Origin of the sequence: Actinoplanes sp. NPDC051494 (assembly GCF_044454705.1) — a bacterium.
Classification (GTDB): domain Bacteria; phylum Actinomycetota; class Actinomycetes; order Mycobacteriales; family Micromonosporaceae; genus Actinoplanes.
Genome location: NZ_JBITDZ010000013.1, coordinates 125,320 through 149,344 on the forward strand (window position 1 = coordinate 125,320; position 24,025 = coordinate 149,344).

General features: G+C 72.9%; 24 protein-coding genes and 1 riboswitch. Of the genes, 7 read left to right on the top strand and 17 right to left on the bottom strand.

Annotation, left to right across the window (positions count from 1 at the left end):
- Window positions 1–26: 26 nt before the first annotated feature.
- Complete coding sequence (locus tag ACIA6A_RS34855) at window positions 27–713, bottom strand: SDR family oxidoreductase (RefSeq protein ID WP_396102250.1); 687 nt, start codon at window positions 711–713, stop codon at window positions 27–29.
- A 61-nt stretch (window positions 714–774) separates the two neighbouring features.
- Here ACIA6A_RS34855 and ACIA6A_RS34860 point away from each other — a divergent pair, with 61 nt between their 5' ends.
- On the top strand, window positions 775–1,356 hold the full coding sequence (locus ACIA6A_RS34860) for a TetR family transcriptional regulator (protein ID WP_396102251.1): 582 nt from the start codon (window positions 775–777) through the stop codon (window positions 1,354–1,356).
- Here the strand turns inward: ACIA6A_RS34860 and ACIA6A_RS34865 are convergent.
- The 4 genes from ACIA6A_RS34865 to ACIA6A_RS34880 all read right to left on the bottom strand — a co-directional run bounded on the left by ACIA6A_RS34865 (window position 1,319) and on the right by ACIA6A_RS34880 (window position 4,418).
- On the bottom strand, window positions 1,319–2,647 hold the full coding sequence (locus ACIA6A_RS34865) for an FAD-dependent oxidoreductase (RefSeq protein WP_396102252.1): 1,329 nt from the start codon (window positions 2,645–2,647) through the stop codon (window positions 1,319–1,321). The two genes, ACIA6A_RS34860 and ACIA6A_RS34865, sit on opposite strands and share 38 nt — an antisense overlap.
- A gap of 17 nt (window positions 2,648–2,664) precedes the next feature.
- Window positions 2,665–3,492 carry an SDR family oxidoreductase gene (locus ACIA6A_RS34870; protein ID WP_396102253.1) on the bottom strand — a complete coding sequence of 276 codons (828 nt, stop codon included), beginning with the start codon at window positions 3,490–3,492 and terminating at the stop codon, window positions 2,665–2,667.
- Between the two features lie 40 nt (window positions 3,493–3,532).
- Window positions 3,533–3,799 (bottom strand): hypothetical protein, encoded by a 267-nt coding sequence (locus ACIA6A_RS34875; protein WP_396102255.1) that lies wholly within the window; start codon window positions 3,797–3,799, stop codon window positions 3,533–3,535.
- Between the two features lie 253 nt (window positions 3,800–4,052).
- Entirely contained in the window at window positions 4,053–4,418 is a 366-nt protein-coding gene (locus ACIA6A_RS34880) for a DUF1801 domain-containing protein (protein ID WP_396102256.1), read from the bottom strand.
- A gap of 106 nt (window positions 4,419–4,524) precedes the next feature.
- Window positions 4,525–4,590, top strand: a riboswitch (cobalamin riboswitch).
- Window positions 4,591–4,648: 58 nt separating this feature from the next.
- On the opposite strand from ACIA6A_RS34880, the gene ACIA6A_RS34885 reads away from it, so the two are divergent.
- Genes ACIA6A_RS34885 through ACIA6A_RS34895 form a run of 3 tightly spaced genes read left to right on the top strand, consistent with a single transcriptional unit; the run spans window position 4,649 to window position 7,892 of the window.
- Entirely contained in the window at window positions 4,649–6,163 is a 1,515-nt protein-coding gene (locus tag ACIA6A_RS34885) for an ABC transporter substrate-binding protein (RefSeq protein ID WP_396102257.1), read from the top strand.
- Window positions 6,160–7,104, top strand: a complete 945-nt coding sequence (locus ACIA6A_RS34890; protein WP_396102258.1) for an ABC transporter permease — start codon at window positions 6,160–6,162, stop codon at window positions 7,102–7,104. Before ACIA6A_RS34885 ends, ACIA6A_RS34890 begins: the two co-directional genes overlap by 4 nt.
- The gene (locus ACIA6A_RS34895) at window positions 7,101–7,892 is read left to right on the top strand and encodes an ABC transporter permease (RefSeq protein WP_396102259.1); all 792 of its coding nucleotides are present in this window, start codon (window positions 7,101–7,103) and stop codon (window positions 7,890–7,892) included. Before ACIA6A_RS34890 ends, ACIA6A_RS34895 begins: the two co-directional genes overlap by 4 nt.
- A 121-nt stretch (window positions 7,893–8,013) precedes the next feature.
- Here ACIA6A_RS34895 and ACIA6A_RS34900 read toward each other — a convergent pair whose 3' ends face one another.
- From ACIA6A_RS34900 to ACIA6A_RS34945, 10 genes are all read right to left on the bottom strand, one after another.
- Entirely contained in the window at window positions 8,014–8,355 is a 342-nt protein-coding gene (locus ACIA6A_RS34900; RefSeq protein WP_396102260.1) for a hypothetical protein, read from the bottom strand.
- A gap of 77 nt (window positions 8,356–8,432) precedes the next feature.
- Window positions 8,433–10,166: an allophanate hydrolase gene (gene atzF, locus ACIA6A_RS34905; protein ID WP_396102261.1), complete on the bottom strand. Its 1,734-nt coding sequence runs from the start codon at window positions 10,164–10,166 to the stop codon at window positions 8,433–8,435.
- On the bottom strand, window positions 10,163–10,768 hold the full coding sequence (locus tag ACIA6A_RS34910) for an urea amidolyase associated protein UAAP2 (protein WP_396102262.1): 606 nt from the start codon (window positions 10,766–10,768) through the stop codon (window positions 10,163–10,165). Before ACIA6A_RS34910 ends, atzF begins: the two co-directional genes overlap by 4 nt.
- The gene (locus tag ACIA6A_RS34915) at window positions 10,765–11,586 is read right to left on the bottom strand and encodes an urea amidolyase associated protein UAAP1 (protein ID WP_396102264.1); all 822 of its coding nucleotides are present in this window, start codon (window positions 11,584–11,586) and stop codon (window positions 10,765–10,767) included. Before ACIA6A_RS34915 ends, ACIA6A_RS34910 begins: the two co-directional genes overlap by 4 nt.
- Entirely contained in the window at window positions 11,576–12,385 is an 810-nt protein-coding gene (locus tag ACIA6A_RS34920; RefSeq protein ID WP_396102265.1) for an N-acyl homoserine lactonase family protein, read from the bottom strand. The genes ACIA6A_RS34915 and ACIA6A_RS34920 overlap by 11 nt, the downstream gene beginning before the upstream one ends.
- Window positions 12,382–13,935 carry an ATP-binding cassette domain-containing protein gene (locus ACIA6A_RS34925; protein ID WP_396102266.1) on the bottom strand — a complete coding sequence of 518 codons (1,554 nt, stop codon included), beginning with the start codon at window positions 13,933–13,935 and terminating at the stop codon, window positions 12,382–12,384. The genes ACIA6A_RS34920 and ACIA6A_RS34925 overlap by 4 nt, the downstream gene beginning before the upstream one ends.
- Window positions 13,932–14,936, bottom strand: coding sequence for an ABC transporter permease (locus ACIA6A_RS34930; protein ID WP_396102267.1), 1,005 nt, complete (start codon window positions 14,934–14,936; stop codon window positions 13,932–13,934). The genes ACIA6A_RS34925 and ACIA6A_RS34930 overlap by 4 nt, the downstream gene beginning before the upstream one ends.
- On the bottom strand, window positions 14,936–15,733 hold the full coding sequence (locus tag ACIA6A_RS34935; protein ID WP_396102268.1) for an ABC transporter permease: 798 nt from the start codon (window positions 15,731–15,733) through the stop codon (window positions 14,936–14,938). Before ACIA6A_RS34935 ends, ACIA6A_RS34930 begins: the two co-directional genes overlap by 1 nt.
- A gap of 53 nt (window positions 15,734–15,786) precedes the next feature.
- Window positions 15,787–17,388, bottom strand: a complete 1,602-nt coding sequence (locus ACIA6A_RS34940; protein WP_396102269.1) for an ABC transporter substrate-binding protein — start codon at window positions 17,386–17,388, stop codon at window positions 15,787–15,789.
- Between the two features lie 111 nt (window positions 17,389–17,499).
- Complete coding sequence (locus ACIA6A_RS34945; RefSeq protein ID WP_396102270.1) at window positions 17,500–18,123, bottom strand: TetR/AcrR family transcriptional regulator; 624 nt, start codon at window positions 18,121–18,123, stop codon at window positions 17,500–17,502.
- A 107-nt stretch (window positions 18,124–18,230) separates the two neighbouring features.
- Between ACIA6A_RS34945 and ACIA6A_RS34950 the strand changes: the two genes are divergently transcribed.
- Window positions 18,231–21,785, top strand: coding sequence for a 5-oxoprolinase/urea amidolyase family protein (locus tag ACIA6A_RS34950; RefSeq protein WP_396102271.1), 3,555 nt, complete (start codon window positions 18,231–18,233; stop codon window positions 21,783–21,785).
- Here ACIA6A_RS34950 and ACIA6A_RS34955 read toward each other — a convergent pair.
- The gene (locus tag ACIA6A_RS34955) at window positions 21,706–22,032 is read right to left on the bottom strand and encodes a GlsB/YeaQ/YmgE family stress response membrane protein (RefSeq protein WP_396102272.1); all 327 of its coding nucleotides are present in this window, start codon (window positions 22,030–22,032) and stop codon (window positions 21,706–21,708) included. The genes ACIA6A_RS34950 and ACIA6A_RS34955 overlap by 80 nt on opposite strands.
- 2 nt (window positions 22,033–22,034) lie before the next feature.
- The gene (locus tag ACIA6A_RS34960) at window positions 22,035–22,265 is read right to left on the bottom strand and encodes a potassium transporter TrkA (RefSeq protein WP_396102273.1); all 231 of its coding nucleotides are present in this window, start codon (window positions 22,263–22,265) and stop codon (window positions 22,035–22,037) included.
- A 152-nt stretch (window positions 22,266–22,417) separates the two neighbouring features.
- Between ACIA6A_RS34960 and ACIA6A_RS34965 the strand changes: the two genes are divergently transcribed.
- Together ACIA6A_RS34965 and ACIA6A_RS34970 are read left to right on the top strand one after the other, a co-directional pair.
- On the top strand, window positions 22,418–23,368 hold the full coding sequence (locus tag ACIA6A_RS34965) for a sensor histidine kinase (RefSeq protein ID WP_396102274.1): 951 nt from the start codon (window positions 22,418–22,420) through the stop codon (window positions 23,366–23,368).
- Window positions 23,365–24,012, top strand: a complete 648-nt coding sequence (locus ACIA6A_RS34970; RefSeq protein WP_396102275.1) for a response regulator — start codon at window positions 23,365–23,367, stop codon at window positions 24,010–24,012. The genes ACIA6A_RS34965 and ACIA6A_RS34970 overlap by 4 nt, the downstream gene beginning before the upstream one ends.
- Window positions 24,013–24,025 lie beyond the last annotated feature (13 nt).

Consider the following 24,025-nt stretch of genomic DNA (forward strand, 5'->3'; position numbering starts at 1 on the left):
AAGATCCATGGTGCCATGACCTCGGACTACTGGGCGAGGAAGCCCCCGTCGACGAACAGTTCGGAGGCGTTCATCGCGCCGTTGTCCAGCAGGAACTCCACGGCGCCGGCGATCTCGTCCATGGTCACGAGCCGCCCGATGGGGGTACGGGTCACGTGGGCGCCGAGGTCGGCGTCGCGCCACCGCGGGCTGTCCCCGACCATGGCCGGGTGCACCGCGTTCACCCGGTGCGGGGCGATCTCCAGCGCGAGCGTCTTGACCAGGCCGGTGAGCGCGCTGTTGTGGGTGGTGATGACGGTGGACCCGGGGTGCGGGCGCTCCTTGGCGAGCCCGCCGAACAGCACCACGGACGCCTCCGGGGTGAACCGGCCCCGCAGCACCCGGACGGCCTCGGCATACCCGACGAGCTTCGTGGTGACCGCGACGATCGCGTCGTCCAGGTCGAACGCGTCGAGCGTGTTGGGCCGCTGGTGGCTGGCGGTGATGACGAGGTGGTCGACCGGTCCCACCCCGGCCAGCGCCGCCTCGATGGTCCGCGGTCGGGCGAGGTCGACGCCCAGCCCGACCGCCTCGTCGCCGATCTCCCCGGCCACCGCGGCGGCCCGGCCGGCGTCGCGCCCGGCGATGACGACGTGCTCGCCCCGGGCGGCCGCGCGCCCGGCGATGAAGCGCCCCAGCCCGCCGGTGCCCCCGATGATCACAGTGCTGCCCATGACGGCCCCTCTCGCTATTGGCCAAGTGGTCAATAGCGACTGTAGCCCGTACAGTCGGGTCGTGACCACCTCCCCCGCCCGCCGGCCCCGCCGCCGTGATCCCGAGGGCCACCGGCAGGCCATCCTCGAGGCGGCGCAGGCCTGTTTCGGCGAACTCGGCTACACGCGCACCACCGTCCGCGGCATCGCCGCCCGGGCCGGCGTCACCCACGGTCTGGTGCTGCACCAGTTCACGTCCAAGGAGCAGCTGTTCCTCGCGGCCGTGCCGGGCCACCGCGACCTCGGCGAGGTGCTCGCCGGCGACCGGGCCGGGCTGCCGGAACGCGTCGCCCGGGGATTCGTCGAACGGATGGAGACCGGTGCCGCCGGGGACCCGCTCGTGGCCGTGCTGCGCGGCGCGGCGTCCAACGAGAAGGCCGCCGCCGCACTGTTCGACGCCATGGAGACCAACAGCGTCGCGGCGTATTCCGGGATGCTCGACGGCGACGACGCCCCGGCCCGGGTCGCCCTGCTCGGCGCCCAGCTCGTCGGCGTGACGTTCACCCGCTACATCGCGGCGACCGGCCCCCTGGCGCGGATGTCACCGGACGAGCTGACCGGCCATCTCACCCGCGTGCTGCGGCAGATCCTGTTCGACCGATGAGTTCCACGAGAGCGGCCCGGGACGGGCCCGGGACCGGGGACGGTCGCCAGCCGCTCTCGTACAGCCGGCGGGCGCCGGGCTCGGCCGCCGCGAGCGAGGACGGCAGGGCGAGCATCCCCAGGTACGGGCCGACCAGCGGCTTGAGCGCCGGGTCCGCGTCGGCCGCGGCGGTGATGTGCACGGACGCCAGCGGCCGGCTCAGGTCGAGGTCCTCCCCCGCCAGCTGGCGTACGACCTCCGGGTCCCCGGCAAGGTGGTCCTCGAACCACGGCCTGATCCACCGGGTGCAGTGGTCGTCGAACGCCAGGGTCGCCGCCTCGACGTCGCCGGGGTGCTCGCCGAGCAACCGCACCAGGGCCCGCGCCTGCGCCAGCGAGGTGGCGATGCCCCGGCCCGCGGTCGGGTTGGTGGTGCACACCGCGTCACCGGCGTGCACGAGCCCGGGCAACGCGACCCGGCCCCGCTCGTCGAGCTGGCCCCGGTACGTGTTGCGCAGGTGGACGCCGGGCAGGACCCGGGTGATCGGCTCGCTGCGCCCGGGCTCGGTCCACTCCGCGAGCCCCGGCACCACCCGGGTCACCGCCTCGAAGACCGCCGGGAAGCGCAGGGCGGCGAACGCGTCGTCGGTGCTGCGATGGGTGAGCGACACCGACACGGTGCCGGCGTCCTGCACGAAGACCACCCCGAGATAGCCGTCGAAGCGGCTGATCAGGCCGACCGCCGAACTGACCGGCCCGGGCGCCGCGCCGGGCCGGAGCCGGTACTGCCGGGACACGTAGGACACCCCGCAGTCCCCACCGGACTCGGGGGCCCGCAGGTCGTCGCCGAGCCGCCCGGCCCGCCCGGACGCGTCGACGACCAGGTCCGCCGCCAGCTCGGCGCCGTCGACCAGCAGCCCGGCGGCCCGGCCACCACGGCGCAGCACGTCGCCGGCGTGCCCGGTCACCATCGTGACGCCGGGCTCGGTGACCGCCGTCGCCCGCAGCACCCGTTCGAACGTGAGTCGGCGGGACCGGATCCCGGCCGGATGACCTTTCACGTCGATGGCCTCGGCGCCGGCCGCGAACAACGCGGCCGGGAAGTCGGGCAGGACGTCGTCGAGCACGGCCATGATCGGCTGGCGCAGCCCGTGCGGGTGGTGGAACTGCGGCACCCCACGACGGTCCCAGCCGCCGTCCGGCGCCGGCCCGGGATCCCGGTCCACGACCGTGACCCGGTGCCCCCGCCGGGCCAGCGCGATCGCCATGAACAGCCCGGTGGGCCCCGCTCCCAGGATCGCGATGTGCGTCACATGCCGATGCTAAGCCCTCACGCGAGCCAGGTGGTGGTCGCGCCGAGGACGCGCGAACCGTCCAGATCGGCCAGTGACAGACCGGCGAAGGCCTGGGCGCCGTCCGAGGTCTGCCAGCGGAAGCGCGGGGTCGCGGTCACCGCCGCTTCGACCACGGTACGGGCGGCGTCCGGTGCCGGCTGGGCGTTCGCGAAGCTGCCCGCGGCCCGGCGCAGGTACGCGGCCAGCAGCTCGGCGTAGGGATCGTCCGGGCCGCGGCCGGCCGGGTCGCCCGCCACGTTGCTGACGAACTCGCTGGCCACCGCGCCGGGTTCGACGATGCTGACGTCGATGCCGAAGCGCGCCACCACCGGGGCCAGGGACTGCATCAGGCCCTCGACGGCGAACTTCGCCCCGCAGTAGGCGTCGGCGAACGGCTGCCCGACCGCCCCGCCGACGCTGGTGACCGTGACGATCCGGCCACGGCCGGCGGCACGCATGCCGGGCAGCACGAGCCGGGTCAGCACGGCGACGCCGACGTAGTTCACCTCCAGCTGCGCCCGCAGGTCGTCGGTGCTGAGCTGTTCCAGGGTCGCGACCGAGCCCCGGCCGGCGTTGTTCACCAGCACGTCCACCCGGCCCAGCTCACCCACGAGCGCGGTGGCCTGCGCCTCGTCGGTGACGTCCAGGGCCCGTACCTCGAGGGTCACGCCCGCCTCGCCGGCCGCGGCCCGCAGCTCGTCCGCCCGGCCCGGGTCGCGCATGGTCGCCACCACCCGCAGGCCGGCCGCGGCGAGCCCGACCGCGGTGTGCAGGCCGATGCCGCCGGACGTGCCGGTCACCAGGGCAACTTGTCGATCACTCATCGGCCCAGTGTCGCAGCCCGCCCCTCGGGACGTCGCAGCCTCAGCCCTCGGGGCTCAGGCGAGCGAGGGGAATGAGCGCGGCGCCGTCCCGGCCCGGGCTGCGGCGTGCCATGCCGAGACCCGCCATGATCGCGCCGAGGTCGTCGATCTCCGTGGTGGGCGTCTCCACCGCGAACTGCTGGATGCTGGTCGGCCCGTAGCCGATCAGCGGTCCGACCTGTCCGGCGACCGAGGGATGGGAACCGGCCGCCTCCTCGTCGTCCCACAGGCAGATCGCGCCCCAGGCACCGGCCGACGAGATCCACATCTGCTGTCTCAGCCCCGGAATCGATGCGCCCGCGCCGGCGGTTCGTTCGCGCAGTGCGGCAACGGTGCGATCGGAGCGGGACAGGTCCCAGACAATGATCGTGCAGTACAAGGCAGCCTCCCGGATACGGACCCGCGTGCCCCGAACTGTAACGGAGAAATGACAGGGAGTTGCCGGTCCCGGCGGTGCCACCGGCGTCGTGAGCGCTGCGTGAAAGCGTCCGCTATTTGACAGTCACCACGCGGCCCGCCGATCAGTTATCGCTGACCCTGATGAGCTCGGTGAGCACGTCACGCACGAACGGTTTCTTCGCCTCGGCGTCCGCGAGATCGTCGAAGAACAGCAGCCGGCGGGTCGGATAATCGCCTTCGAGCCGAGCATCATCGATGGTCACCACATGTGCGTGGTGGAACACGAGGAAAACCCGCGGCCGGGAGAAAAGATTGAACGTGGTCAGATAATGGCCGCGGTAGGAGAACGACGGCGCTTTCCATTTCACCTGCTCCACGATCTCGGCATTGCTCGCCTTGATGCCCGCCCGGATCAGCTCCACCCCGTCCTTGAAAGGGTGCTCGAGCGTGGCCATGAAAGCGTCGACGTCCGCGGTCCGGTTGATCATGTTTTCGCTCCTGGCCATCCGCTGAGCGTACCGAGTGATCAACGTCCCAGCGCCGCACCCGCGGGGCGGGCTTGCGTTTAGGCTCCACGCGCAAGGTGACAGCGACGGAAGCCGGTGCAAGCCCGGCACGGTCGCGCCACTGTTACCACCCGCACCCGGGTGGGAGTCAGACCCGGCGCTGTCACGACACACCTGACCGCGGGACGCGATGTTCCCAGGAAGGTTTTCTCGTGACGGTTTCCGCACGTCTGCTGCTCGTGCCCGCCCTGCTGCTCGCCCTCGCCGGCTGCGGTGGCTCCGGGGGTGCGGCCACCGGCGACACGCTCAGCGTCGCGATGCAGTTCCCGCCGCGGTCCGCGTACGCGTTCGACGCCGACGACGGTGCCCTGCTGATGACCCTCGGCGTCGCCGAGACACTGACCACGGTGGACGCCGAGGCACGGCCCGCGCCGTCGCTCGCCACCGCGTGGGAACAGACCCCGGACGCCCGGACCTGGCGGTTCACGCTGCGCGACGGCGTGACGTTCCATGACGGTACGCCGCTGACGGCCGACGCCGTGGTCACCGCGCTGAGCTACATCTCGTCGGTCAGCGCCCCGCCCCGGGCGGTCCGCGACATCGGGTTCACGGCGGTGGCGGACGGCCCGCTCGCCGTACTCATCGGCACGTCCGCTCCCGATCCGGTGCTGCCGTTGAGGATGAGCAGCGGCAACCTGGGCATCCTCGCCCCGGCCGCGTACGCCGGCGGCGGGCAGCCGAACGTGGTCCGGACCGGCACCGGGCCCTACGCGCTGACCACCGTCAACGGCGCCGACTCGGCCGTCCTCGAACGCAACGACACCTACTGGGGCACGCGACCCGGCGCCCGTACGGTGACGATCCGTTATGTGACCGACCCGCAGAGCCGGGCCCTCGCGCTGCAGTCCGGTGACGTGCAGTTCGCCGAGGGCCTGCCGGACGCGTCGGTGGCGCAACTGCGGTCGGCGGGTGCGCGGGTGACCGGTTACCCCGCCGCGCGTACCGTCGAGCTGCTGCTCAACCAGGCCGCGAAACCGTTCTCCGACCTGCGGGTGCGCCAGGCGGTGACCGCGGCGATCGACCGGCCCGCCCTCGCCGCGCGGGTCCTCGGCGGTGCCGCCACCCCGGCCGCCGACCTGTTCGGCTCAGCGGTGCCGTGGGGCTCGGCCACCGCTGCGGCCGGTGCCGACCCGGACCGGGCCAGGCAACTGCTGACCGCCGCCGGGTACGGACCGTCGAGCCCGCTGACCGTACGGCTCTGGACGTTCCCGAACCGGCCGGAGATGCCGCTGCTGGCTACCGCGATCCAGGCGATGCTGGCCCAGGCCGGGATCACCGTGAAGATCACCGTCGGTGAGTACTCCGCGCAGGAGCCCAAGGTCCTCGCGGGCGAGTTCGACATGTTCCTCAACTCGCGCAGCTACCTCTCCGACTTCGCGGACGCGACGAGCGTGCTGACCTCGGACTACACGTGCAAGGGCAGCTACAACATCGACCACTACTGCTCGGCGGAGTTCGACGAGCTGGTCGGCACCCTCGCCGGTATCAGCGACGTCACCGAACGGCAGAAAGTCTTCACCCGGGCCGCCACGATGCTCACCGACGACGCGGTCGGCGTGATGATCGTGCACCCGCACAACACCGCCGGCGAGAACGGCACGCGGGGCTTCGTCCCCGACCCGCTCAGCGTCCGACCGGTCCTGCCGCAGCTCACACCGGCCGGGTGAACCCGCTGCCGCGGCGGCTGCTGGCGGTGCCGCCGGTGCTGCTGGCAGCATCGGTGCTGGTCTTCACGCTGCCCCGGCTGACCGGCATCGACACCGTCCGCGCGGTGCTGCGGACCCGGGTCGCCGCGGAGGTCCCCGACCCGGCCACCGAGGCCCGGGTCGCCGCCGAGTTCGGGCTGCACGGCTCGGCGGCCGGGCAGTACTGGCACTGGCTGACCGCCGCCCTGCGCGGCGACCTGGGCCTGTCGTTCGTCACCCGCACCCCGGTCGCGGCGGCGGTCGGCGACGCCCTGCTGGTCTCCGGTCTGCTCGCGGTCCTCGCCCTCACCCTGGCCGCGGTGGCGGGCGGCAGCGCCGGGGTGTACGCCGCCCGGCGCCCCGGCGGCCCGCTCGACCGGGCCCTGACCGCCGCCGGCGTCGTGGGCGTCTCGGTGCCGGAATACGTGCTGGCCCCCGTCCTGATGCTGGTGTTCGCGGTCTGGGCCGGGGTGCTCCCGGCCGTGGGCTGGGGCGGGCCGCGGCACCTGGTCCTGCCGGTCCTCACCCTCGCCACCTACCCGGCCGCGCTCGCCGCCCAGCTGGTCCGCGCGGAGACGGTCGCGGTGCTGGCCCGGCCCTACGTGCGCACGGCCCGGGCCAAGGGCCTGTCGCCCGGCCGGGTGCTGTGGCGGCACGCGGCCCGCAACGCGACCACGTCGGTGCTGTCGCTGTCCGGCATGTTCGTGACCGGTCTGCTGGGCGGATCGGTGGTGGTCGAGGTCGTGTTCGGCATCCCGGGACTGGGCCGCCTGCTCTACGACGCCGTGCTGGCCCAGGACCTGCCGATGGTCCAGGCGGCGACGCTGTCGGTGGTGGCGGTCGCGCTGCTGGCCGGCATCGCCGCCGAGCTGCTGCAACTCGCCCTGGACCCGCAGACCCGCCGACCGGCCGGCCCCCGATGAGCACCATGCGGCGGGTCCGGTGGCGGCTGATGGCGGCGGCCGTGGCCGGTGGGGTGCTGCTGGGCGGGTTGCCGCTGCTGCTGCCCGACCCGGTCGCGGCGGACTTCGGGTCGATTCTCGTGCCACCGTCGTGGGGGCATCCGCTCGGCACCGACCAGCTCGGCCGGGACGTCGCCGCGCGGCTGCTGGCCGGGGCCCGGCTCACGCTCGGGGTCACCATTGTCACGGTGCTGCTGACCGGGATCGCCGGCACCGTGGTCGGGCTGATCGCGGGATACCGGGCCGGGCGGGTCGCCCGTGCGCTGCCCCGGCTCGCCGACCTGGTCGCGTCGCTGCCCACGATTCTGCTGGGACTGCTCGCCACCGTCATCCTGGGGCCGGGGCTGACGTCCGTACTCATCGCGGTCTGCCTGGTGGGGTGGACGCCGTTCGCCCGGCAGGCCTACCACCTGACCGTGCGCGAATCAGCCCAGGACCACGTCGACGCGGCCCGGGCGCTGGGTGCGCGGCCGGCCCGGGTGCTCGCCCGGCACATCGTCCCCACCATCGCCGGGCCGCTGGTCGCCCACGCGTGCGTACGCTTCGCGGGCACGCTGCTGACCGTCTCCGGCCTGTCGTTCCTGGGCCTCGGCGTCCAGCCGCCCACCCCGGAATGGGGCGCGATGGTGGCGGAGGGCCGCCCGTATCTGTTCGGCTCCCCGCACCTGGTGCTCGCCCCGGCGCTGGCCGTGGTCGCCACCGCGACCCTGGCCACCGTCCTCGGCCGCCGCCTGGACCGCGACCGATGAGCCGATCGGACCACCACCGCTTGACGCCGGCAGGACCATCACCGGTTCAAGCCGGCCGGACCACCGGCCGGGTTGAACCGGCCAGGCCACCGACAGGTTGAACCGGGCCGGCGGCGGCTGGTCAGCGGAGCAGGTCGTCCACCGGGGTTCCGGCGGCATCCGCGCGGCCGGCGGCGGCCTTGCGGCTCATCGCCACCGCGACCAGGATGCCGACGACGACCGTCGAGACGATGAGCAGCCCGACGGCCAGGGCCGACAGCGCGGGCCGGCTGGGGAACCACTCGAGGTCGGCGGTGTTGACCAGCCCCGTGATCCCGAGCAGGGCCGACGGACCGGCCACCAACCACGGTTCGACGAAGGCCTTGCGGCACACCGCGGCGGCGGTCCTGGACCGGGGACTCATCAGGAGGAACAACGCGGCCACGAGAAGTGTCGCGCTCACGATCAGACCGGCGGTCGGCACTGGCACCGTCCTCGGGGATGGAGATGCTCCACGATAACGACGTCTGATTTCCGCCAGCATCTCGGTGGCCCGCGTCGTTACCTTTCGAGGTACGCAGGCCAGCTCCCCCAGGAGGTGATGTCGGTGGCGCCTTCGGTGGCGATCGCCTCGCAGAGAAAACCGGTGACGGGGGTGCCGTCGGCGAGTTCCACCGTGCCGATGGCCATGGGGGACGGCAGGGCGGCGACGAACGCGCCGAAGGCCGCGGCCGGCAGGCGCCACAGCTCCCCCGCCAGGGAGGCGCCGTCGTCGGCGACGCGGACCAGACCGGGTTTGGGCGGCGTGGTGGGCAGGGCGAACATGCGATACCGATCGGACGTACGCACCGGGCGCACCAACCGGCCGCCGGCTCCGGTCAGCTGGTGGTTGAGGGGCTGGCCGGTGAGGTGGGCACCGAAGACGGCCAGGTCGACCGGGGGGTGGCGCAGGGCGGTGGAGATCAGGGTGGCGACGTCGGCCAGGCGTTCGTCGTCGAAGGCCGCGCCGGTGAGCATGAGGCCGAACGGCAGGCCGGCGACGTGACCGGCGGGCAGCGCGACCGCGCTCATGTCGAGCAGGTTGGCGTAATTGGTGAACCGGCCGAGTGCCGCGTTGGCGCCGATCGGGTCGGCGGCCACCTCGGCGAGGGTGGGGTGGCCGGTGGTGGTCGGGGTGAGGACGGCGTCGTAACCGGCGAGCAGGTCACGGGCGGCCACACGGGCGGCGTCGAGACGTTCGAGGTCGTCGAAGAGCGCCGCCGCCGACGGGTCGCGGCCGGCCAGGATGATGCCCGCTACGGTCGGGTCGAGGTCGCCGCCGACGAGGCCGGGGTGGGCCGCGATGTACTCGCCCACGGCGGCGTACCGCTCGGCGACGAACGCGCCGCCGTACAACAGCTTCGCCGCGTCGAGCAGCGGGGCGATGCTGACCTCCTCGACGGTGACGCCGAGACCGGCCAGCGTGGTGAGTGCCGCCTGGAAAGCCTGCGACCAGCCCGGTGCGAGGGGGCCGAGCTCGGCCGGCGGCGGCACGGCGACGCGGCGCACCGGCGGTTTCGGCAGGGGGGCGAACTCTCGGCTCAGGGAGTCGCCGGTGTCCGGGCCGGACATCAGGGCCACGGCGTGGCGGCCGAGTTCCGGTTCGCGGCTGAAGACGGTGACGCAGTCGATGCTGCGGCAGGCCGGGACGACGCCGGTCGCCGGGACGCGGCCGCGGGTGGGCTTGAAACCCCAGATGCCGTTCAGCGCGGCGGGGACCCGGCCGCTGCCCGCGGTGTCCGTGCCCAGGGCCAGGTCGGCGAGGCCCAGGGCGACCGCGACGGCCGAGCCCGAGCTGGAGCCGCCGGAGATGCGGGTGGGATCCCAGGCGTTGCGCACCGCACCGTACGGACTGCGGGTCCCGACGAGGCCGGTGGCGAACTGGTCGAGGTTGGTCTTGCCGAGCACGATCGCCCCGGCGGCGCGCAGCCGGGCGACCGCCGGGGCGTCGGCCGTGGGGAGGTAGGCGTAACCGGGTGCACCGGCGGTGGTCGGCAGGCCGGCCACGTCGATGTTGTCCTTCACCGCGAGCAGGATCCCGGCTAGCGGCAGGCCGCCCCTGACAGCGGCGCTGTCGATCGTGGCGGCCTCGGCGAGCAGGTCCGCGGGCGGGCGCAGGCTGATCCAGATCTCCGGGCGGTCCGCGGCCTCGATCGCGGCCAGGGCGGCGAGGACCCGGTCGTGGGCGGCGGCGACCCGGTCGTGGGCGGCGGCGACCCGGTCGTGGGCGGCGGCGACCCGGTCGTGGGCGCTCACGCGGGCACCGGGGCGGTGACGATCATGCGCAGCGGGGTGGGGTTGAAGTCGTTGCAGGGGTTGTTCATCTGCGGGCAGTTGGAGACCACCACGAGGACGTCACGGTCGGCGCGCAGGGCCACCCGCTTGCCGGGGGCGCTCATGCCGTCGACGATGCCGAGGGCGCCGTCCGCCTCGACCGGGACGTTCATGAAGAAGTTGAGGTTGGAGACCAGGTCCCGGGCGCCGAGACCGTGCCGGGCGCCCTCGCGCAGGAAGTTCTCCCGGCAGGCGTGCTGGTGGTGGGTGTGGTGGCCGTAGCGCAGGGTGTTGCTCTCCTTGCTGCACGCCCCGCCGATGGTGTCCTGCCGGTCGACCTCGTTCTCCACCACGGTCATCAGCGGGCGGCCGGACCCGGCGCGCAGCACCGTGCCCGTGCGCACGTACGCGTTGGCCTGGAACAGGATGGTCTGCTGGGCGTCGTAGCGCTCGGACGTGTCGGCGGCGTCGTAGATGAGCGTGTCGGCGGACTGGTTCCCGCCGACGTCCACGATGGTCAGGACCTCGCCCGCCCGGATCACACCGGACCAGGCGGCGCGTTCGGCGACCAGATCGTTCGTCACATCTGTCCCATCGAGGTGAGGTAGTCGAGGGTGTTCAGGTAGGCGCGCTCACGTTCCGGGGAGGCGTCGCGGAACGGGTGGGCGCCGTCGGATCTCCACGCGTGCACCCGCAACGGGGTGACGGGGTAACCGAGACGGGGGTCGAGCGGGTGCGGCACGTTGGCGACGAGCACGAGCAGCGGCATCTCGGCGACCAGGTCCACGTGCTTGCCGGGGCCCGCGGAGCCCTGGAACGTGAGTGCCCCGTCCGCCTCCACGCGTACGCCCTGGAAGAACGAGACGCTCGGCGGCAGGTCCCGTTCGGACAGGCCGTGCTTGAGGGCCGCCAGCAGGAACAGCTCCCGGCCGGCCGGGGTGGCCGATTCGGGAAGCCAGGTCCCGTATTTCTCCTTGGCGAGTTCCGGGCTGCTGGTGCCGCAGAACGCGTCGTGCTGGGCGGAGTCGTCCTCGGTCACGGTCGCCAGGACCCGGCCGTCGCCGCTGAGCAGCGGGTGGCCCGGACCCAGGTACGCCTGCCAGGGGATCTTCTGGGTGTCGGCGACGTTGAGGCGTTCAGCGGGCTCACGGGCGTTGTAGAGCAGTACGTGGGCGCACGCGTCACCGAGCGGGTCCTCGAAACGGATCCGGGCGCCGCGGGGCAGTAACCGGTGGGTGTATCCGCCGCCGGCCACCGTCTCGGCCCACAGCAGGTCCTCCGGTGCGACACCGGGCGGGCAGAAGGGGCTGCTGGACGCCGGGACGTAGGGCATCGCCTCGGCGGTCTCGCCGGCCCGGGCGCGGGCGTCGTCGCGCGCCGAGAGCACCGAGTCAGTGGCCATGGTCTTCTCCTTCGCGGACGGTGTAGGACCAGTCGGGGTCGTGACCGGGCCAGACCTCGGTTCCCGCGACGCGATCCAGGTCCCGCAACCGGCGTGCGGCAGCCTCGGCAGCAGGGGCGTCCGACGGTCGCATGGTGGTGCCGCACGCGATCGCGTCGACGATCTGGATCCGCAGGTCCGCCGCGTCGCACGCCAGCACGATGGTCCTGGTGGGCAGCTCGACCGCGAACGACTGGTGGCCCGGGGTGTGGCCGGAGGTGTCCAGTGCGGTCAGGCCGGGGGCCAGTTCGGTGTCGCCGTCGAGCAGCTCGATGGCGAGGCCGGTGCGCAGGAAATCGCTCTGCACGACGGTCCGGGCGAATGCCTCGGCCGGGGTGAGCGCGGCCGCGTACTCGTACTCGGCGCGCTGGAACACGACCGGCACCCCGGCCGGGACGTGCCGCAACCCGCCGGTGTGGTCCACGTGGGTGTGCGAGATGGCGCAACCGCGCAGCGACGACCACGGCAGACCGAGCGCGCCGAGCTGGTCGGCGAGCGGGTCGCCGGGCGGCACCACGGCGGTGTAGCTGTCGTAGTTGAAGTGGTGGCCGCGCCGGGCCGGGTCGCGGACGATCTCGACGTTGAAACCGGTGTCCAGCAGCACCCAGCCGTCCGCGTAGACCACCGCGGCGACGGTGACCGGTTCGAGCAGGAAGCGGGCCGGGTCGCCGCCGAGCACCGAGATGGACTCGGCGATCGGCTCGTAACCCACGACCATCGGGTGCAGCCGCAGCGGGCGGCCGGTGACGGCGAACGTCACGGGGTCACCGCCGCGAGGCTGGGCGAGGCGGCGAGCAGCTGTTTCGTGTACGGGTGCTCGGGTGCGGCGAAGATGCGTTCCACGGGACCTTCCTCGACGATCCGGCCGTCGGTCATGACGGCGATCCGGGTGGCGATGCGTTTGGCGACGGCAAGGTCGTGGGTGACCAGCAGCAGGGACACCCCGGTGGACCGGCGCAGGTCGTCGAGCAGGTCGACGACCTGCGCGGCGAGCGTGGCGTCGAGCGCGCTGACCGGCTCGTCGCAGAGCAGGATGCCCGGCGACGATGCGAGCGCCCGGGCGATCGCGGCGCGCTGGCACTGCCCGCCGGAGAGCTGCCGGGGTTTCGACGCCGCCATCCGGGCGTCGAGGCCGACCTGGCCGAGCAGCTCGGCGACCCGGGCGGCCCGGTCCCCACGAGGCACACCGGACGCGGCGAGGCGTTCGGAGAGCTGGCTGCTGACGCTCAGCCACGGGGTCAGCGACGACCGGGCGTCCTGGAAGATCAGTTGTGGTCGTCCGGCCGCCGGTGGGACGTCGGCGCGGCCGCTCGTCGGGGTCTCCAGCCCGGCGGCGATCCGCAGCAGGGTCGACTTGCCGCAGCCGCTCTCCCCCACCAGCACCAGCGATTCGCCGGCGTCGAGGCGCACGTCGACACCGTGCAGCACCCGCCGCTTCGCGCCGCGCTTGTGCGGGGCCGGGAAGTCCTTGACCACGCCGGAAAGCGTCAGGACCGGCTCACCCTCGGCGATGACCGAGGCCGGCGGCAGCGGACCGGCGATATCGAGCCGGGAGGCAAGCAACTTCTTGGTGTACGCGTGTTCGGGCGCGGTCAGCACCCGGGCGGCCGGACCGTGCTCGCGGATCTCGCCCTCGCTCATCACCACGATGCGGTCGGCGATCTGCGCGGCGACCCCGAGGTCATGGGTGATGAGCAGGATCGAGCAGCCGTGGTCGTCGCGCAGGCGGGCGAACAACTTGATGATCTGGTCCTGCACCCGCACGTCGAGCGCGGTGGTCGGCTCGTCGGCGACGATGAGCGCGGGGACGCCACCGGGTTCGGCCGCGGTGATGGCACCGGCGATGCTGACCCGTTGCCGCAGGCCGCCGGAGAGCTGGTGCGGCCAGTAACCGATGCGCTGCTCGGGTTCGGGCACGCCGCACTCGGTCAGCGCCTCCAGCGCGCGGGCCGCGGAGGCACCCCGTTCACGGATCTGCCGGCCGACCCGCATGGTCGGGTCCAGCGAGGTGAGCGGGTCCTGGAAGACGGCACCGAGCTCGTGGCGGCGTACCCGGCGCTTGTCCTTCTCCGGACCGCCCACCATGTCGGTCCCGCCGACCTCGACCCGACCGGTGATCCGGGTCCGGTGCCCGCCGGGCACGAGGCCGAGCAGGCAGTTGCCGAGCACGGTCTTGCCGGACCCGGACTCGCCGACCAGCGCGACGATCTCGCCGGGTGCGATCTCGAGGCTGACGCCCTTGAGCGCCTGGAACGGCGTGCCGGACCGGTCGAACTCGACGACCAGGTCTTCGACGCGGGCGACGCTCATGCCGGCTCCCTCAGCCTCGGGTCGATCAGGATCTGCAGCGTGTCCACGACGAACGTGATGAGCACGTACGCGACGCCGAGCACGATGACGACGCCGGCGATGGCCGACAGGTCGGAGTTGGCGATGGCGTCGGACAGGTAGTTGCCCAGGCCGGGCCAGGAGAACAGCATCTCGATGATCACCGAGCCACCGAGCATGACGCTGACCTGCACGCCGGCGATGGACAGGGCCGGGCCGAGCGCGTTGCGCAGCCCGTGGCGCCACACGACGGCGGGCCAGCTGCCGCCCTTGGCGCTCGCGGAACGGACGAAGTCGGTGGCCAGCGTCGCCCGCAGCGAGCTGCGCAGCACCCGCCCGATCGCCATCGCGGGCGACAGCGCCAGCACGAAGGCGGGCAGCACGAGGTGGTTGACGGTGTCGGCGAGCGCGGCGGTGTCGACGTGCACGAACGCGTCGATCAAGCGCAGCCCGGTCGGTTCGCTCACCACGAGGGTGTCGCCGCGGCCGCCGGCGGGCAGCCAGCCGAGATCGCGGTAGAACACGAGCAGCAGCAGGATCGCGACGAGGAACGTGGGGGCCGACGCGCCGGCCACGCTGATCACCCGGACGGCACCGGAGAGCCAGCCGTCGCGGGCGCCGACGACGCCCAGCAGCAGGCCGCCGAGCAGCGCCAGCACACCGGCCACGAACACCAGTTCCAGCGTCGCCGGCAGGTATGCCGCGATGTCGCTGCTCACCGCGTTGCGGGAGGTGACCGAGATGCCCAGGTCGCCGTGCAGCAGGCGGCCGAGGTAGTGGACGTACTCGATGAGGAACGGCCGGTCCAGGCCGAGCTGTTCGCGGGCCGCGGCCAGGGCCTCCGGGGAGGCGGTCCGGCCGGCGAGCACCCGGGCCGGGTCGGACGGCAGCTGGCGCTGGATGAAGTAGACCGCGAACGTGAGCACGACGAGGACGCCGAGCATGGAGGCGACCCGGGCCGCGAGTTGTCGCAGGAAAGCCATCAGCCCATCCGTTCCTGGACGGCGTCACCGGCGAAGTTGGAGATCATGGCCACCGCGAACAGCACGCCGGCCGGGGCCAGGGCCACCCAGGGGGCGCTGAACACGTACGTGAACCCGGCCGACGCCATGCTGCCGATCTCGGCGGCCGGCGGCGGTGCGCCCAGCCCGACGAACGACAGTCCGGCGAGGACCAGCAGCACCGCGCCGACGTCCATCGAGGCGACCACGACCACCGAGCGCAGCACGCCGGGGAAGACGTGCCGGGTGACCACCCGCAGCGGGGAGAACCCGGCGGAGCGGGCCGCGTCGACGTGCGGGAGGCGGCGCAGCACGCGCACCTGGCCGCGGACAATCCGGGCGTACCAGGGCCACCAGGTGACGATGACCGCGATGAGCACGTTGCGGAAGCTCGGGCCCAGTGCCGCCACCACCAGCAGCGCGACCAGCGGGCCGGGCAGCGCCAGGAACGCGTCGGTGAGCCGCATGAGCACGGTGTCGACGACGCGGCCGGACATCCCGGCGACCGTGCCGACCACCGCCCCGATCAGCACGCCGCTGGCGATGACCGCGATCGCTCCCCACCAGCTGGTGGAGAGGCCGATGACGACCCGGGACAGCACGTCGCGGCCCTGGTCGTCGGTGCCGAGCAGGTGCCCGGCGCCGGGAGCGGTGAACGGGACGCCCACGATCTCGGTCTCGCCGGCCGGCATGAGCCGGCTCGCGATCGGCAGCAGCACCGTCAGGGCCACCACCACCCAGAGACAGACCTGCTCGGCAGTTCCGCCGCGGACCCGCATGGGTACGACCCGCCACCGCCGCGTGGGTGGTCCCGCCATCGCTCCCGGCGTCATCAGTTGGTGGCCCGCTTGAGCGTGCGCAGGTCGAGTGCCAGTGGCGCGGGCAGCCAGTGCCCGCCACCGGTCAGGTCGGCGCGCATGATGAACGAGTCGTTCATGTCGGCGAGCGTGATGTACGACGCCTGGGCGTGCACGAGGTCACCGGCCTTGGCGTAGTCGCTGTCGATGGTGGCCTGTTCGGTCGCCGCGGCCCCCGCGTCGATCGCCGTGTCGGCTTCCGGGGTGCCGCCGACCAGGTAGTTCAGCGCGCCGTTGCCCTTTGCCGTGTCGGAGTACCAGAAGAGCCGCGACCAGGTGTCCGGGTGCGTGGAGTCCGGGTACGCCGTCTCGTAGATCATGTCCGGTGCGGAGCCGAGGTTGCTGCTCAGTCCGTAGATGTCACTGCCCTGGACCGCGACGAGTTCCACCTTGGCACCGGCCGCCGCCCAGGTGGCCTGGAGCGCTTCCGAGGCCTGCTTGTCGCGGGCGTGCCCGGAGACGTAGCCGAGGGTGAGTGTCTTGCCCGCGGCGAGGGCGGACAGGGCGCTCGGGTCGGTGGTCCACGCGTCGGTGGCGGTCTCCGCCGGGACGTTCTTGACCGGGTACATCTGCGTCGACACCGTGGCGTGCGTACCGAAGATCTGCTTGGTGAAGGCGGCGCGGTCGATCGCGGCGCGCAGGGCCTCGCGCAGCTTGACGTCGGCCAGGGAGCCGGTGACCTTGAGGTGCAGCTGGGCCTTCTGCAGCGTCGGGTACTCCACGACCTGGTAGGCGTCGTTCCTGGCGAACTGGTCGAGCGTGGCGACCGGCTGGCCGGTGACGATGTCGAGGTCACCGCCCTGCAGCTGGAGCAGCTGGGTGGCGGCGTCGCCGATGACCTTCACCGAGACCTTGGCGAAGCCGGGTGTGCCACCCCAGTAGCCGGCGCGGGCGGTGAGCTCGTAGCCCTGCCCCTTGGTCATACCGGCCAGCTCGTACGGCCCGGTGCCGGCGGTGTGGTCCTTGAGGTACGTGGTGGCGCTGTCGGCGGCGTTCTTCGTCAGCACGTCCGAGTCGATGATCTTCGGGCCGAACGGGCTGGCGACCAGCGACAGGAACGAGCTGCTCGGCGCGGAGAGCGTGACCACGAACGTCTGGTCGTCGGGCGTCGCGTAACTCTTGACCCCCATGACCATGTACGACATCTGCGACGCGACCTTCTCGTCGGCGAGCCGTTCGAAGCTGGCCTTCGCGTCCTTCGAGGTCATCGTCCGGCCGCCGGTGAACGTGACGTCGTCGCGCAGCGTGAACGTATAGGTCAGCCCGTCCGGCGACACCGTGTACTTCGCGGCCAGCTGCGGCACGATCTCCTCGCTGGAGGTCGGCGAGTAGCTGAGCAGGCCCTCGTACACGGCGGTGAGGACCTGGTTGCCCTCGTACTGGTACACCGTCGACGGGTCGAGCGTGGGCAGGTCGCTGGAGACCGCGAGGCGCAGCTGGTCGGTGGGTCCGGTGGTGGCGGCCTTGCCCTCGCCGCTGCCGCAGGCGGCGAGCGTGAAGGCGGCGGCGAGGAGCCCGGCAGCGAGGACGCGCCGACGGGACCGGGGATTCTTATCGGCTGTACGGGGACCTGTCATGTGGGCTCCTCGTCCGGGTGGACGTTACTTTCGATCGACCGACAGATATTCGGTCGGCCCATTGAGCGCCCGGCTTGTTACAGGTTTACTACGGCCCCGGGGCCGATCATGTTAAAAAGCTCGAATGGCAGCGAGCCGCTGGTCAGCGACCCGCAGCACGCGCAGCACCGCGTCGGCGATGGCGGGGGCGACCACATCGGCGTCCATCTCACCCTCGGCCCGGCGGCGCAGGATGACCGACTCGACGAGCCCGAAGACGAGACCGGTGGCGGCGGCGTCGGGCACCCCGAGGACCGCGGCGACCAGATCGTGGTACACCGCGTAGAGCCGCGCGTGCTCGGCGCGGAACTCCGCGAACGCGTCGCCGGCGACCTCGGGGATCAGGTACAGCGACCCGATGTTGTCGCGGCCGGCGAGCAGCAGGCGTACGTCGTACGCGCACAGGGCCCACAACCGCGCGTCGGCGGGCTCGTCGCGGCCGGCCAGCCCGAGCGCGTACGTGACGGAGGGCCGCACCGTGGCGAGCAGCAACCGGAGCAGGATGTCCTGCTTACCGGCGAAGTAGTGGTACATCGTCGCCTGGCTGATGCCGGCCTCGGCGGCGATCCGGTGGGTACTGGCACCGCTGTAGCCGGCCTCGCAGAACAGCCGGGCGGCGGCGACGAGGATGTCCTGCTCGGTGCTCAGCCCCGACCTCGACGGCCCCTTGGCGCGCGGCCGTCCCAGTGTTGCCATGCCCGGGAAACTACCGCACTCGCGTTACACCGACTTAACGCCCCGGAGACGCGACGTCAACGCCCAGCTCATTGACTTTCTATCAGTCAATCGAAAGTCGGGGCCTGATGAGAACATTGCTCGTCGCCAACCGTGGCGAGATCGCCTGCCGGATCATCCGATCCGCGCGCGAGCTCGGCCTGCGCACGGTCGCGGTCTTCGCCGAGGCCGACCGCGGCGCCGCGCACACCCGCCTGGCCGACGAGGCGGTGCTGATCGGCCCGGCGGCCCCGTCCGCGAGCTACCTGTCGGTGCCCGCGGTGCTCGAGGCCGCGCGCCGCACCGGCGCCGACGCGGTGCACCCGGGTTACGGATTCCTGTCCGAGGACGCCGCGTTCGCCGCGGCGGTCGAGGCCGCCGGGCTCGCGTTCGCCGGGCCCACCCCGGAGCAGCTGCGCGTCTTCGGCCAGAAGCACACCGCCCGCGCGGCGGCGCTCGCGGCGGGTGTCCCGGTGTTCCCCGGCACCGGCCTGCTCGCCTGCGCCGACGACGCGGTGGCCGAGGTCGCCGCGATCGGTTACCCGGTGATGCTCAAGGCCACCGGCGGGGGCGGCGGTATCGGCATGACCGTCTGCCGCGACGAGAGCGAACTGCGCGCCGGGTACGACCGGGTCACCCGCCTCGCCGCCCGGAGTTTCGGCGCCACCGGCGTGTTCGCCGAGCGCTACGTCGAGCACGCCCGGCACATCGAGGTCCAGGTCTTCGGCGACGGTGCGGGCACCGTGGTCTCGCTCGGCGACCGCGACTGTTCCCTGCAACGGCGGCACCAGAAGGTCGTCGAGGAGGCCCCCGCCCCCGGCCTGCCCGACGGCGTCCGCGAGCGGCTGCACGCGGCGGCCCGGGACCTGGCGGCGTCGGTGTCGTACCGCTCGGCCGGCACCGTCGAGTTCGTCTACGACGCGGCCCGCGAGGAGGCGTCGTTCCTGGAGGTCAACGCGCGGTTGCAGGTCGAGCACCCGGTCACCGAGGCGGTCACCGCCGTCGACCTGGTCGCCTGGATGCTGCGGCTGGCCGCCGGTGAAACGGGCCTGTTCGAGGCGGGCGCGATCCCGGTGCGCGGTCACGCGATCGAGGCCCGGGTGTACGCGGAGGACCCCGCCGCCGGGTTCCGGCCCAGCGCCGGCCGGCTCACCCGGGTCCAGCTGCCGTCCGGCCCGGACGTGCGGGTCGACGGCTGGGTGGAGACCGGCACCGAGGTCTCCACGCACTACGACCCGCTGCTGGCCAAGGTGGTCGTGCACGCCGCGGACCGGGACGCCGCGATCGCCCGGCTCGGCACCGCGCTCGGCGACACCCGGTTCGACGGCATCGAGGTGAACCTCGGCCTGCTGCGGGCGGTCACCGCGCTGCCGTCGTTCGCCGCCGTCACCCACCACACGACCACGCTCGACGAGGTCGGCGACCCGTCACCGCGCATCACGGTGACCCGGCCCGGCCTGATGACGACCGTGCAGGACGCCGACGGGCGGCTCGGGCTGTGGCAGGTCGGCGTGCCGCCGAGCGGGGCAATGGACGACCGGTCGCTGCGCGCCGGCAACCGGTTGCTGGGCAACGACGACAACGCACCCGGATTGGAATGTACGGCCACCGGCCCGGCCCTGACCGTCACCCACGACACGGTCGTCTGCGTCACCGGCGCGCCCGCCCCGGTGACCGTCGCCGGCGTCGAGGTACCTATGTGGACCCGCCTGACGGTGCCGGCCGGATCGACGCTGGACATCGGTGCGGCCAGTGCCGGGCTGCGCACGTACGTGACGTTCGCGGGTGGTCTGGACGTGCCGTTGTACCTGGGCTCGGCGGCGACGTTCACGCTCGGCGGCTTCGGCGGGCACGGCGGGCGGGCGCTGCGGCCCGGCGACGTGCTGCGGACCGGGGTCTCCGAGGCCTCCGGGGCGGCGCTCATCGCGGCGCCCATCGCGGCGCCCATCGCGGCGCCGGAGTTCGGGACGCACTGGGAGCTGACGGTCGCGATCGGGCCGCACGGCGCGCCGGACTTCTTCACGCCCGCCGACATGAAGGAGATCCTGGCCGCCCGCTTCGAGGTGCACTTCAACTCGGCGCGGACCGGGGTGCGCCTGATCGGCCCGAAACCGGTGTGGGCGCGGCGCGACGGCGGCGAGGCCGGCCTGCACCCGTCGAACATCCACGACAACGCGTACTCGATCGGCGCGCTGGACTTCACCGGCGACACCCCGATCCTGCTCGGGCCGGACGGACCGTCGCTGGGCGGGTTCGTCTGCCCGGTCACGGTGGTCACCGGCGACCGGTGGAAGCTGGGGCAGTTGCGGCCCGGGGACACGCTGTCGTTCGTACCCGTCGCGGTTGTTCGTCCGGTCCCTCCGCGTGGCTGGTCCGCGCCGGACGAGGACGGCGTGCTGCTGCGCCGCGACCCCGGCGACGGCCGTCCCTCGGTGACCTACCGCCGCAGCGGCGACGACAACGTGCTCATCGAGTACGGCGACATCGTGCTCGACCTCGGCCTGCGCGCCCGGGTCCACGCCCTGCACCAGGCGCTGACCGACCGCGACACCCCCGGCGTCATCGACCTCACCCCCGGCATCCGCAGCCTGCAGGTGCACGTCGACCCGCGGGCCCTGCCGGTCCCCCGGTTGCTCGGCCTGCTCACCGAGATCGAGGACGAACTGCCGGCGGTGTCCGCCCTGACCGTGCCGAGCCGGCGGGTACGGCTGCCGCTGAGCTGGGACGACCCCGCCACCCGCGAGGCGATCGAGCGCTACATGGCCGGGGTCCGCGACGACGCCCCCTGGTGCCCGTGGAACATCGAGTTCATCCGCCGGATCAACGGCCTGCCCGGCGTCGACGACGTGTACCGCACGGTGTTCGACGCGGAATACCTCGTCCTCGGCCTCGGTGACGTCTACCTCGGCGCCCCGGTCGCCACCCCGCTCGACCCGCGCCACCGCCTGGTGACCACCAAGTACAACCCGGCCCGTACGTGGACGGCGGAGAACTCGGTCGGCATCGGCGGCGCGTACCTGTGCGTGTACGGCATGGAGGGCCCCGGCGGCTACCAGTTCGTCGGCCGCACCACCCAGGTCTGGCGCCCCTACCCGGCGCCCGGCCAGAACCCCTGGCTGCTGGACTTCTTCGACCGGATCAGCTGGTACCCGGTCTCCCCCGAGGAACTCCTCGACCTGCGCGCCGACCTGGCCGCCGGCCGCACCACGCTCGACATCACCGAGGGCACGTTCGCGCTGGCCGAGCACGAGGCGTTCCTCGCCACGAACGCCGACTCGATCGCGGCGTTCCGGCACACCCAGGCCGAGGCGTTCCAGGCCGAACGGTCCCGCTGGGAGGCCGCCGGCGAGTTCGACCGGGCCGAGGCGGCGGCCTCCACCGTCATCACCGGGACCGTCGAGGTCGAGGTCCCCGACGGCGGCGTCCGCGTCGACGCCCCGTTCGTGGCCAACGTCTGGAAGGTCGAGGTCGCGGTCGGCGACCGGGTCGAGGCCGGTCAGCCGCTGGTCGCCCTGGAAGCCATGAAGATGGAGACCAGCCTCGTCGCCCCGGCCGCCGGCGTGGTCACCGCGGTGCCCGGCCGGCCCGGCGCCCAGGTCGCCCCCGGAGACCCCCTGGTCGTGCTCGGCCCCCTCGCCGGCTGAGCAGGATCGCCAGCGCCACGCCCAGCACGGCGCAGACCGCCTGGAGGGCTACCCGGACCCCGTGGAACGGGTGGTCGTCGGGGACCCCGAGCGCGGAGGCGACGACCGTGCCGAGGAACGCGGCGCCGATGCCGAACAACGCGGTGGACCACCAGGGGACCTGCTGGTGGCGGGCGACGAACAGATGGCCGGCCGCGCCCACGGTCAGGCCGATGGCGAGGATCTTGAGCAGCGTCACGAGCAGCATGGTCAGTCCGCGATCAGCTCGGTGCCGGTGCCGCGCAGCAGGGTGGCCAGCTCGCGGGCCTCGTCGTCGGCCAGAGCGATGGTGCGCAGCGCCCGGTCGGGGTCCTCCGGGTCGTAGACGACCAGGTCGCGGTGCCCGGTCAGGTGACTGATCACCCCGATGCGTTCCTGGGCCTGGGTGCGGACAAGATGGCTGATACCGACCCCCGGCAGGGCCGTGCGCTCGATGGTCATGTTTCCAGGTTGGCCCGGCGCGGCGCCGGTCACCATCCGTGCCGACCCCCATAACGGCACGTCAACATGGGGGTCAGCACGGATGGACGTTCGTCCACCGGCCGGGCAGGCTCGTAGGCGACGACAGACGGGCCGACGAAAGGGGACAACGGGTGACGCTGTTCTGGCGGATCTTCTCGCTGAACGCCGCGGTGCTGCTGGTGGCGACCGCGGGGCTGCTGCTCGGCCCGGTGACCGTGTCCACGAACTTCGTCCTGACCGAGGCCCTCGTGCTGGGTTCCGGGCTGATCGCGATGCTGGTGGCCAACGCCGCCCTGCTGCGCTTCGGGCTCGCCCCGCTGGCCCGGGTCACCCGTACCATGGCGACCGTCGATCTGCTGCGGCCCGGCACCCGGCTGCAGGTCACCGGCCGGGCCGGGATCGCGGAGCTGATCAGCACGTTCAACGCGATGCTGGACCGGCTCGAGGCCGAGCGCGCCACCAGCGCCGGCCGGGCGCTGTCCGCGCAGGAGGCCGAACGCCGCCGGGTCGCCCAGGAGCTGCACGACGAGATCGGGCAGACGCTCACCGCGGTGCTGCTGGAACTCAAGCGCGTCGCCGACAAGGCCCCCGATCCGGTACGCGACGAGTTGCGCCAGGTGCAGGAGACCACCCGCAACAGCCTCGACGAGATCCGGCGGATCGCCCGGCGGCTGCGTCCCGGGGTCCTCGAGGAGCTCGGGCTGGCCAGTGCCCTGCGCGCGCTGACCAGCGAGTTCTCCACCGCCGGCCTGGCCGTGCGCAAGCAGCTCGCCCCGGACCTGCCGGACATCCACGTGGACGTCGAGCTGGTGCTGTACCGGGTCGCCCAGGAGGGCCTGACCAACGTCGCGCGGCACTCCGGTGCGCGCAACGCCGAGCTGGAGCTGCGCCGCGACGGCGACGCGGTGGAGCTGTTCATCCGCGACGACGGCCGCGGGATCGGCGGCGCCGCCGACGGTGCCGGACTGCGCGGCATGCGCGAACGCGCACTGCTGGTCGGCGCCACCCTCACGGTCGGGCCTGGCCCCCAGGGTGGGACCCAGGTCCACCTGCGCGTGACGTCCCCGGGGAGGGCCGTATGACCACCCGCATCCTGCTCGCCGACGATCACGCCCTGGTGCGCCGCGGCGTACGGCTGATCCTCGACAACGAGCCCGACCTGAGCGTGATCGCCGAGGCCGCCGACGGCGCCGAGGCGGTCCAGCTGGCCCGGGTGGACCCGCCCGACCTCGCCATCCTCGACATCGCCATGCCCCGGATGACCGGCCTGCAGGCCGCCCGGGAACTGTCGCGCCGCCACCCGGACCTGCGCATCCTGTTCCTGACCATGTACGACAACGAGCAGTACTTCTTCGAGGCGCTGCGCGTCGGCGCCGCCGGGTACGTGCTCAAGTCGGCCGCCGACCGCGACCTCGTCGAGGCCTGCCACGCGGCGATGCGCGACGAACCGTTCCTGTACCCGGGGGCGGTCACCACGCTGGTGCGCGACTACCTGGCCCGGGCCCGCGACGGCGCCGACATCCCGGCCCGCGCGGTCACCGACCGGGAGGAGGAGGTCCTCAAGCTCGTCGCCGAGGGCCACTCCACCCGGGAGATCGCCGAACTGCTGTACATCAGCCACAAGACCGTCGAACGGCATCGCTCGAACATCCTCCAGAAACTGGGCCTGCGGGACCGGCTGGAGCTCACCCGATACGCGATCCGCGCCGGGCTCATCGAGCCCTGATCCACCGGAAGGT

Excerpts from the sequence above, each read along its gene's own strand:
- ACIA6A_RS34855 (WP_396102250.1), bottom strand. The coding sequence starts at position 713 with ATGGGCAGCACTGTGATCATCGGGGGCACCGGCGGGCTGGGGCGCTTC.
- ACIA6A_RS34870 (WP_396102253.1), bottom strand. The coding sequence starts at position 3,492 with ATGAGTGATCGACAAGTTGCCCTGGTGACCGGCACGTCCGGCGGCATC.
- ACIA6A_RS34875 (WP_396102255.1), bottom strand. The coding sequence starts at position 3,799 with ATGTGGATCTCGTCGGCCGGTGCCTGGGGCGCGATCTGCCTGTGGGAC.
- ACIA6A_RS34880 (WP_396102256.1), bottom strand. The coding sequence starts at position 4,418 with ATGATCAACCGGACCGCGGACGTCGACGCTTTCATGGCCACGCTCGAG.
- ACIA6A_RS34895 (WP_396102259.1), top strand. The coding sequence starts at position 7,101 with ATGAGCACCATGCGGCGGGTCCGGTGGCGGCTGATGGCGGCGGCCGTG.
- ACIA6A_RS34915 (WP_396102264.1), bottom strand. The coding sequence starts at position 11,586 with ATGGCCACTGACTCGGTGCTCTCGGCGCGCGACGACGCCCGCGCCCGG.
- ACIA6A_RS34925 (WP_396102266.1), bottom strand. The coding sequence starts at position 13,935 with ATGAGCGTCGCCCGCGTCGAAGACCTGGTCGTCGAGTTCGACCGGTCC.
- ACIA6A_RS34930 (WP_396102267.1), bottom strand. The coding sequence starts at position 14,936 with ATGGCTTTCCTGCGACAACTCGCGGCCCGGGTCGCCTCCATGCTCGGC.
- ACIA6A_RS34935 (WP_396102268.1), bottom strand. The coding sequence starts at position 15,733 with ATGCGGGTCCGCGGCGGAACTGCCGAGCAGGTCTGTCTCTGGGTGGTG.
- ACIA6A_RS34940 (WP_396102269.1), bottom strand. The coding sequence starts at position 17,388 with ATGACAGGTCCCCGTACAGCCGATAAGAATCCCCGGTCCCGTCGGCGC.
- ACIA6A_RS34945 (WP_396102270.1), bottom strand. The coding sequence starts at position 18,123 with ATGGCAACACTGGGACGGCCGCGCGCCAAGGGGCCGTCGAGGTCGGGG.
- ACIA6A_RS34950 (WP_396102271.1), top strand. The coding sequence starts at position 18,231 with ATGAGAACATTGCTCGTCGCCAACCGTGGCGAGATCGCCTGCCGGATC.
- ACIA6A_RS34955 (WP_396102272.1), bottom strand. The coding sequence starts at position 22,032 with ATGCTGCTCGTGACGCTGCTCAAGATCCTCGCCATCGGCCTGACCGTG.
- ACIA6A_RS34960 (WP_396102273.1), bottom strand. The coding sequence starts at position 22,265 with ATGACCATCGAGCGCACGGCCCTGCCGGGGGTCGGTATCAGCCATCTT.
- ACIA6A_RS34970 (WP_396102275.1), top strand. The coding sequence starts at position 23,365 with ATGACCACCCGCATCCTGCTCGCCGACGATCACGCCCTGGTGCGCCGC.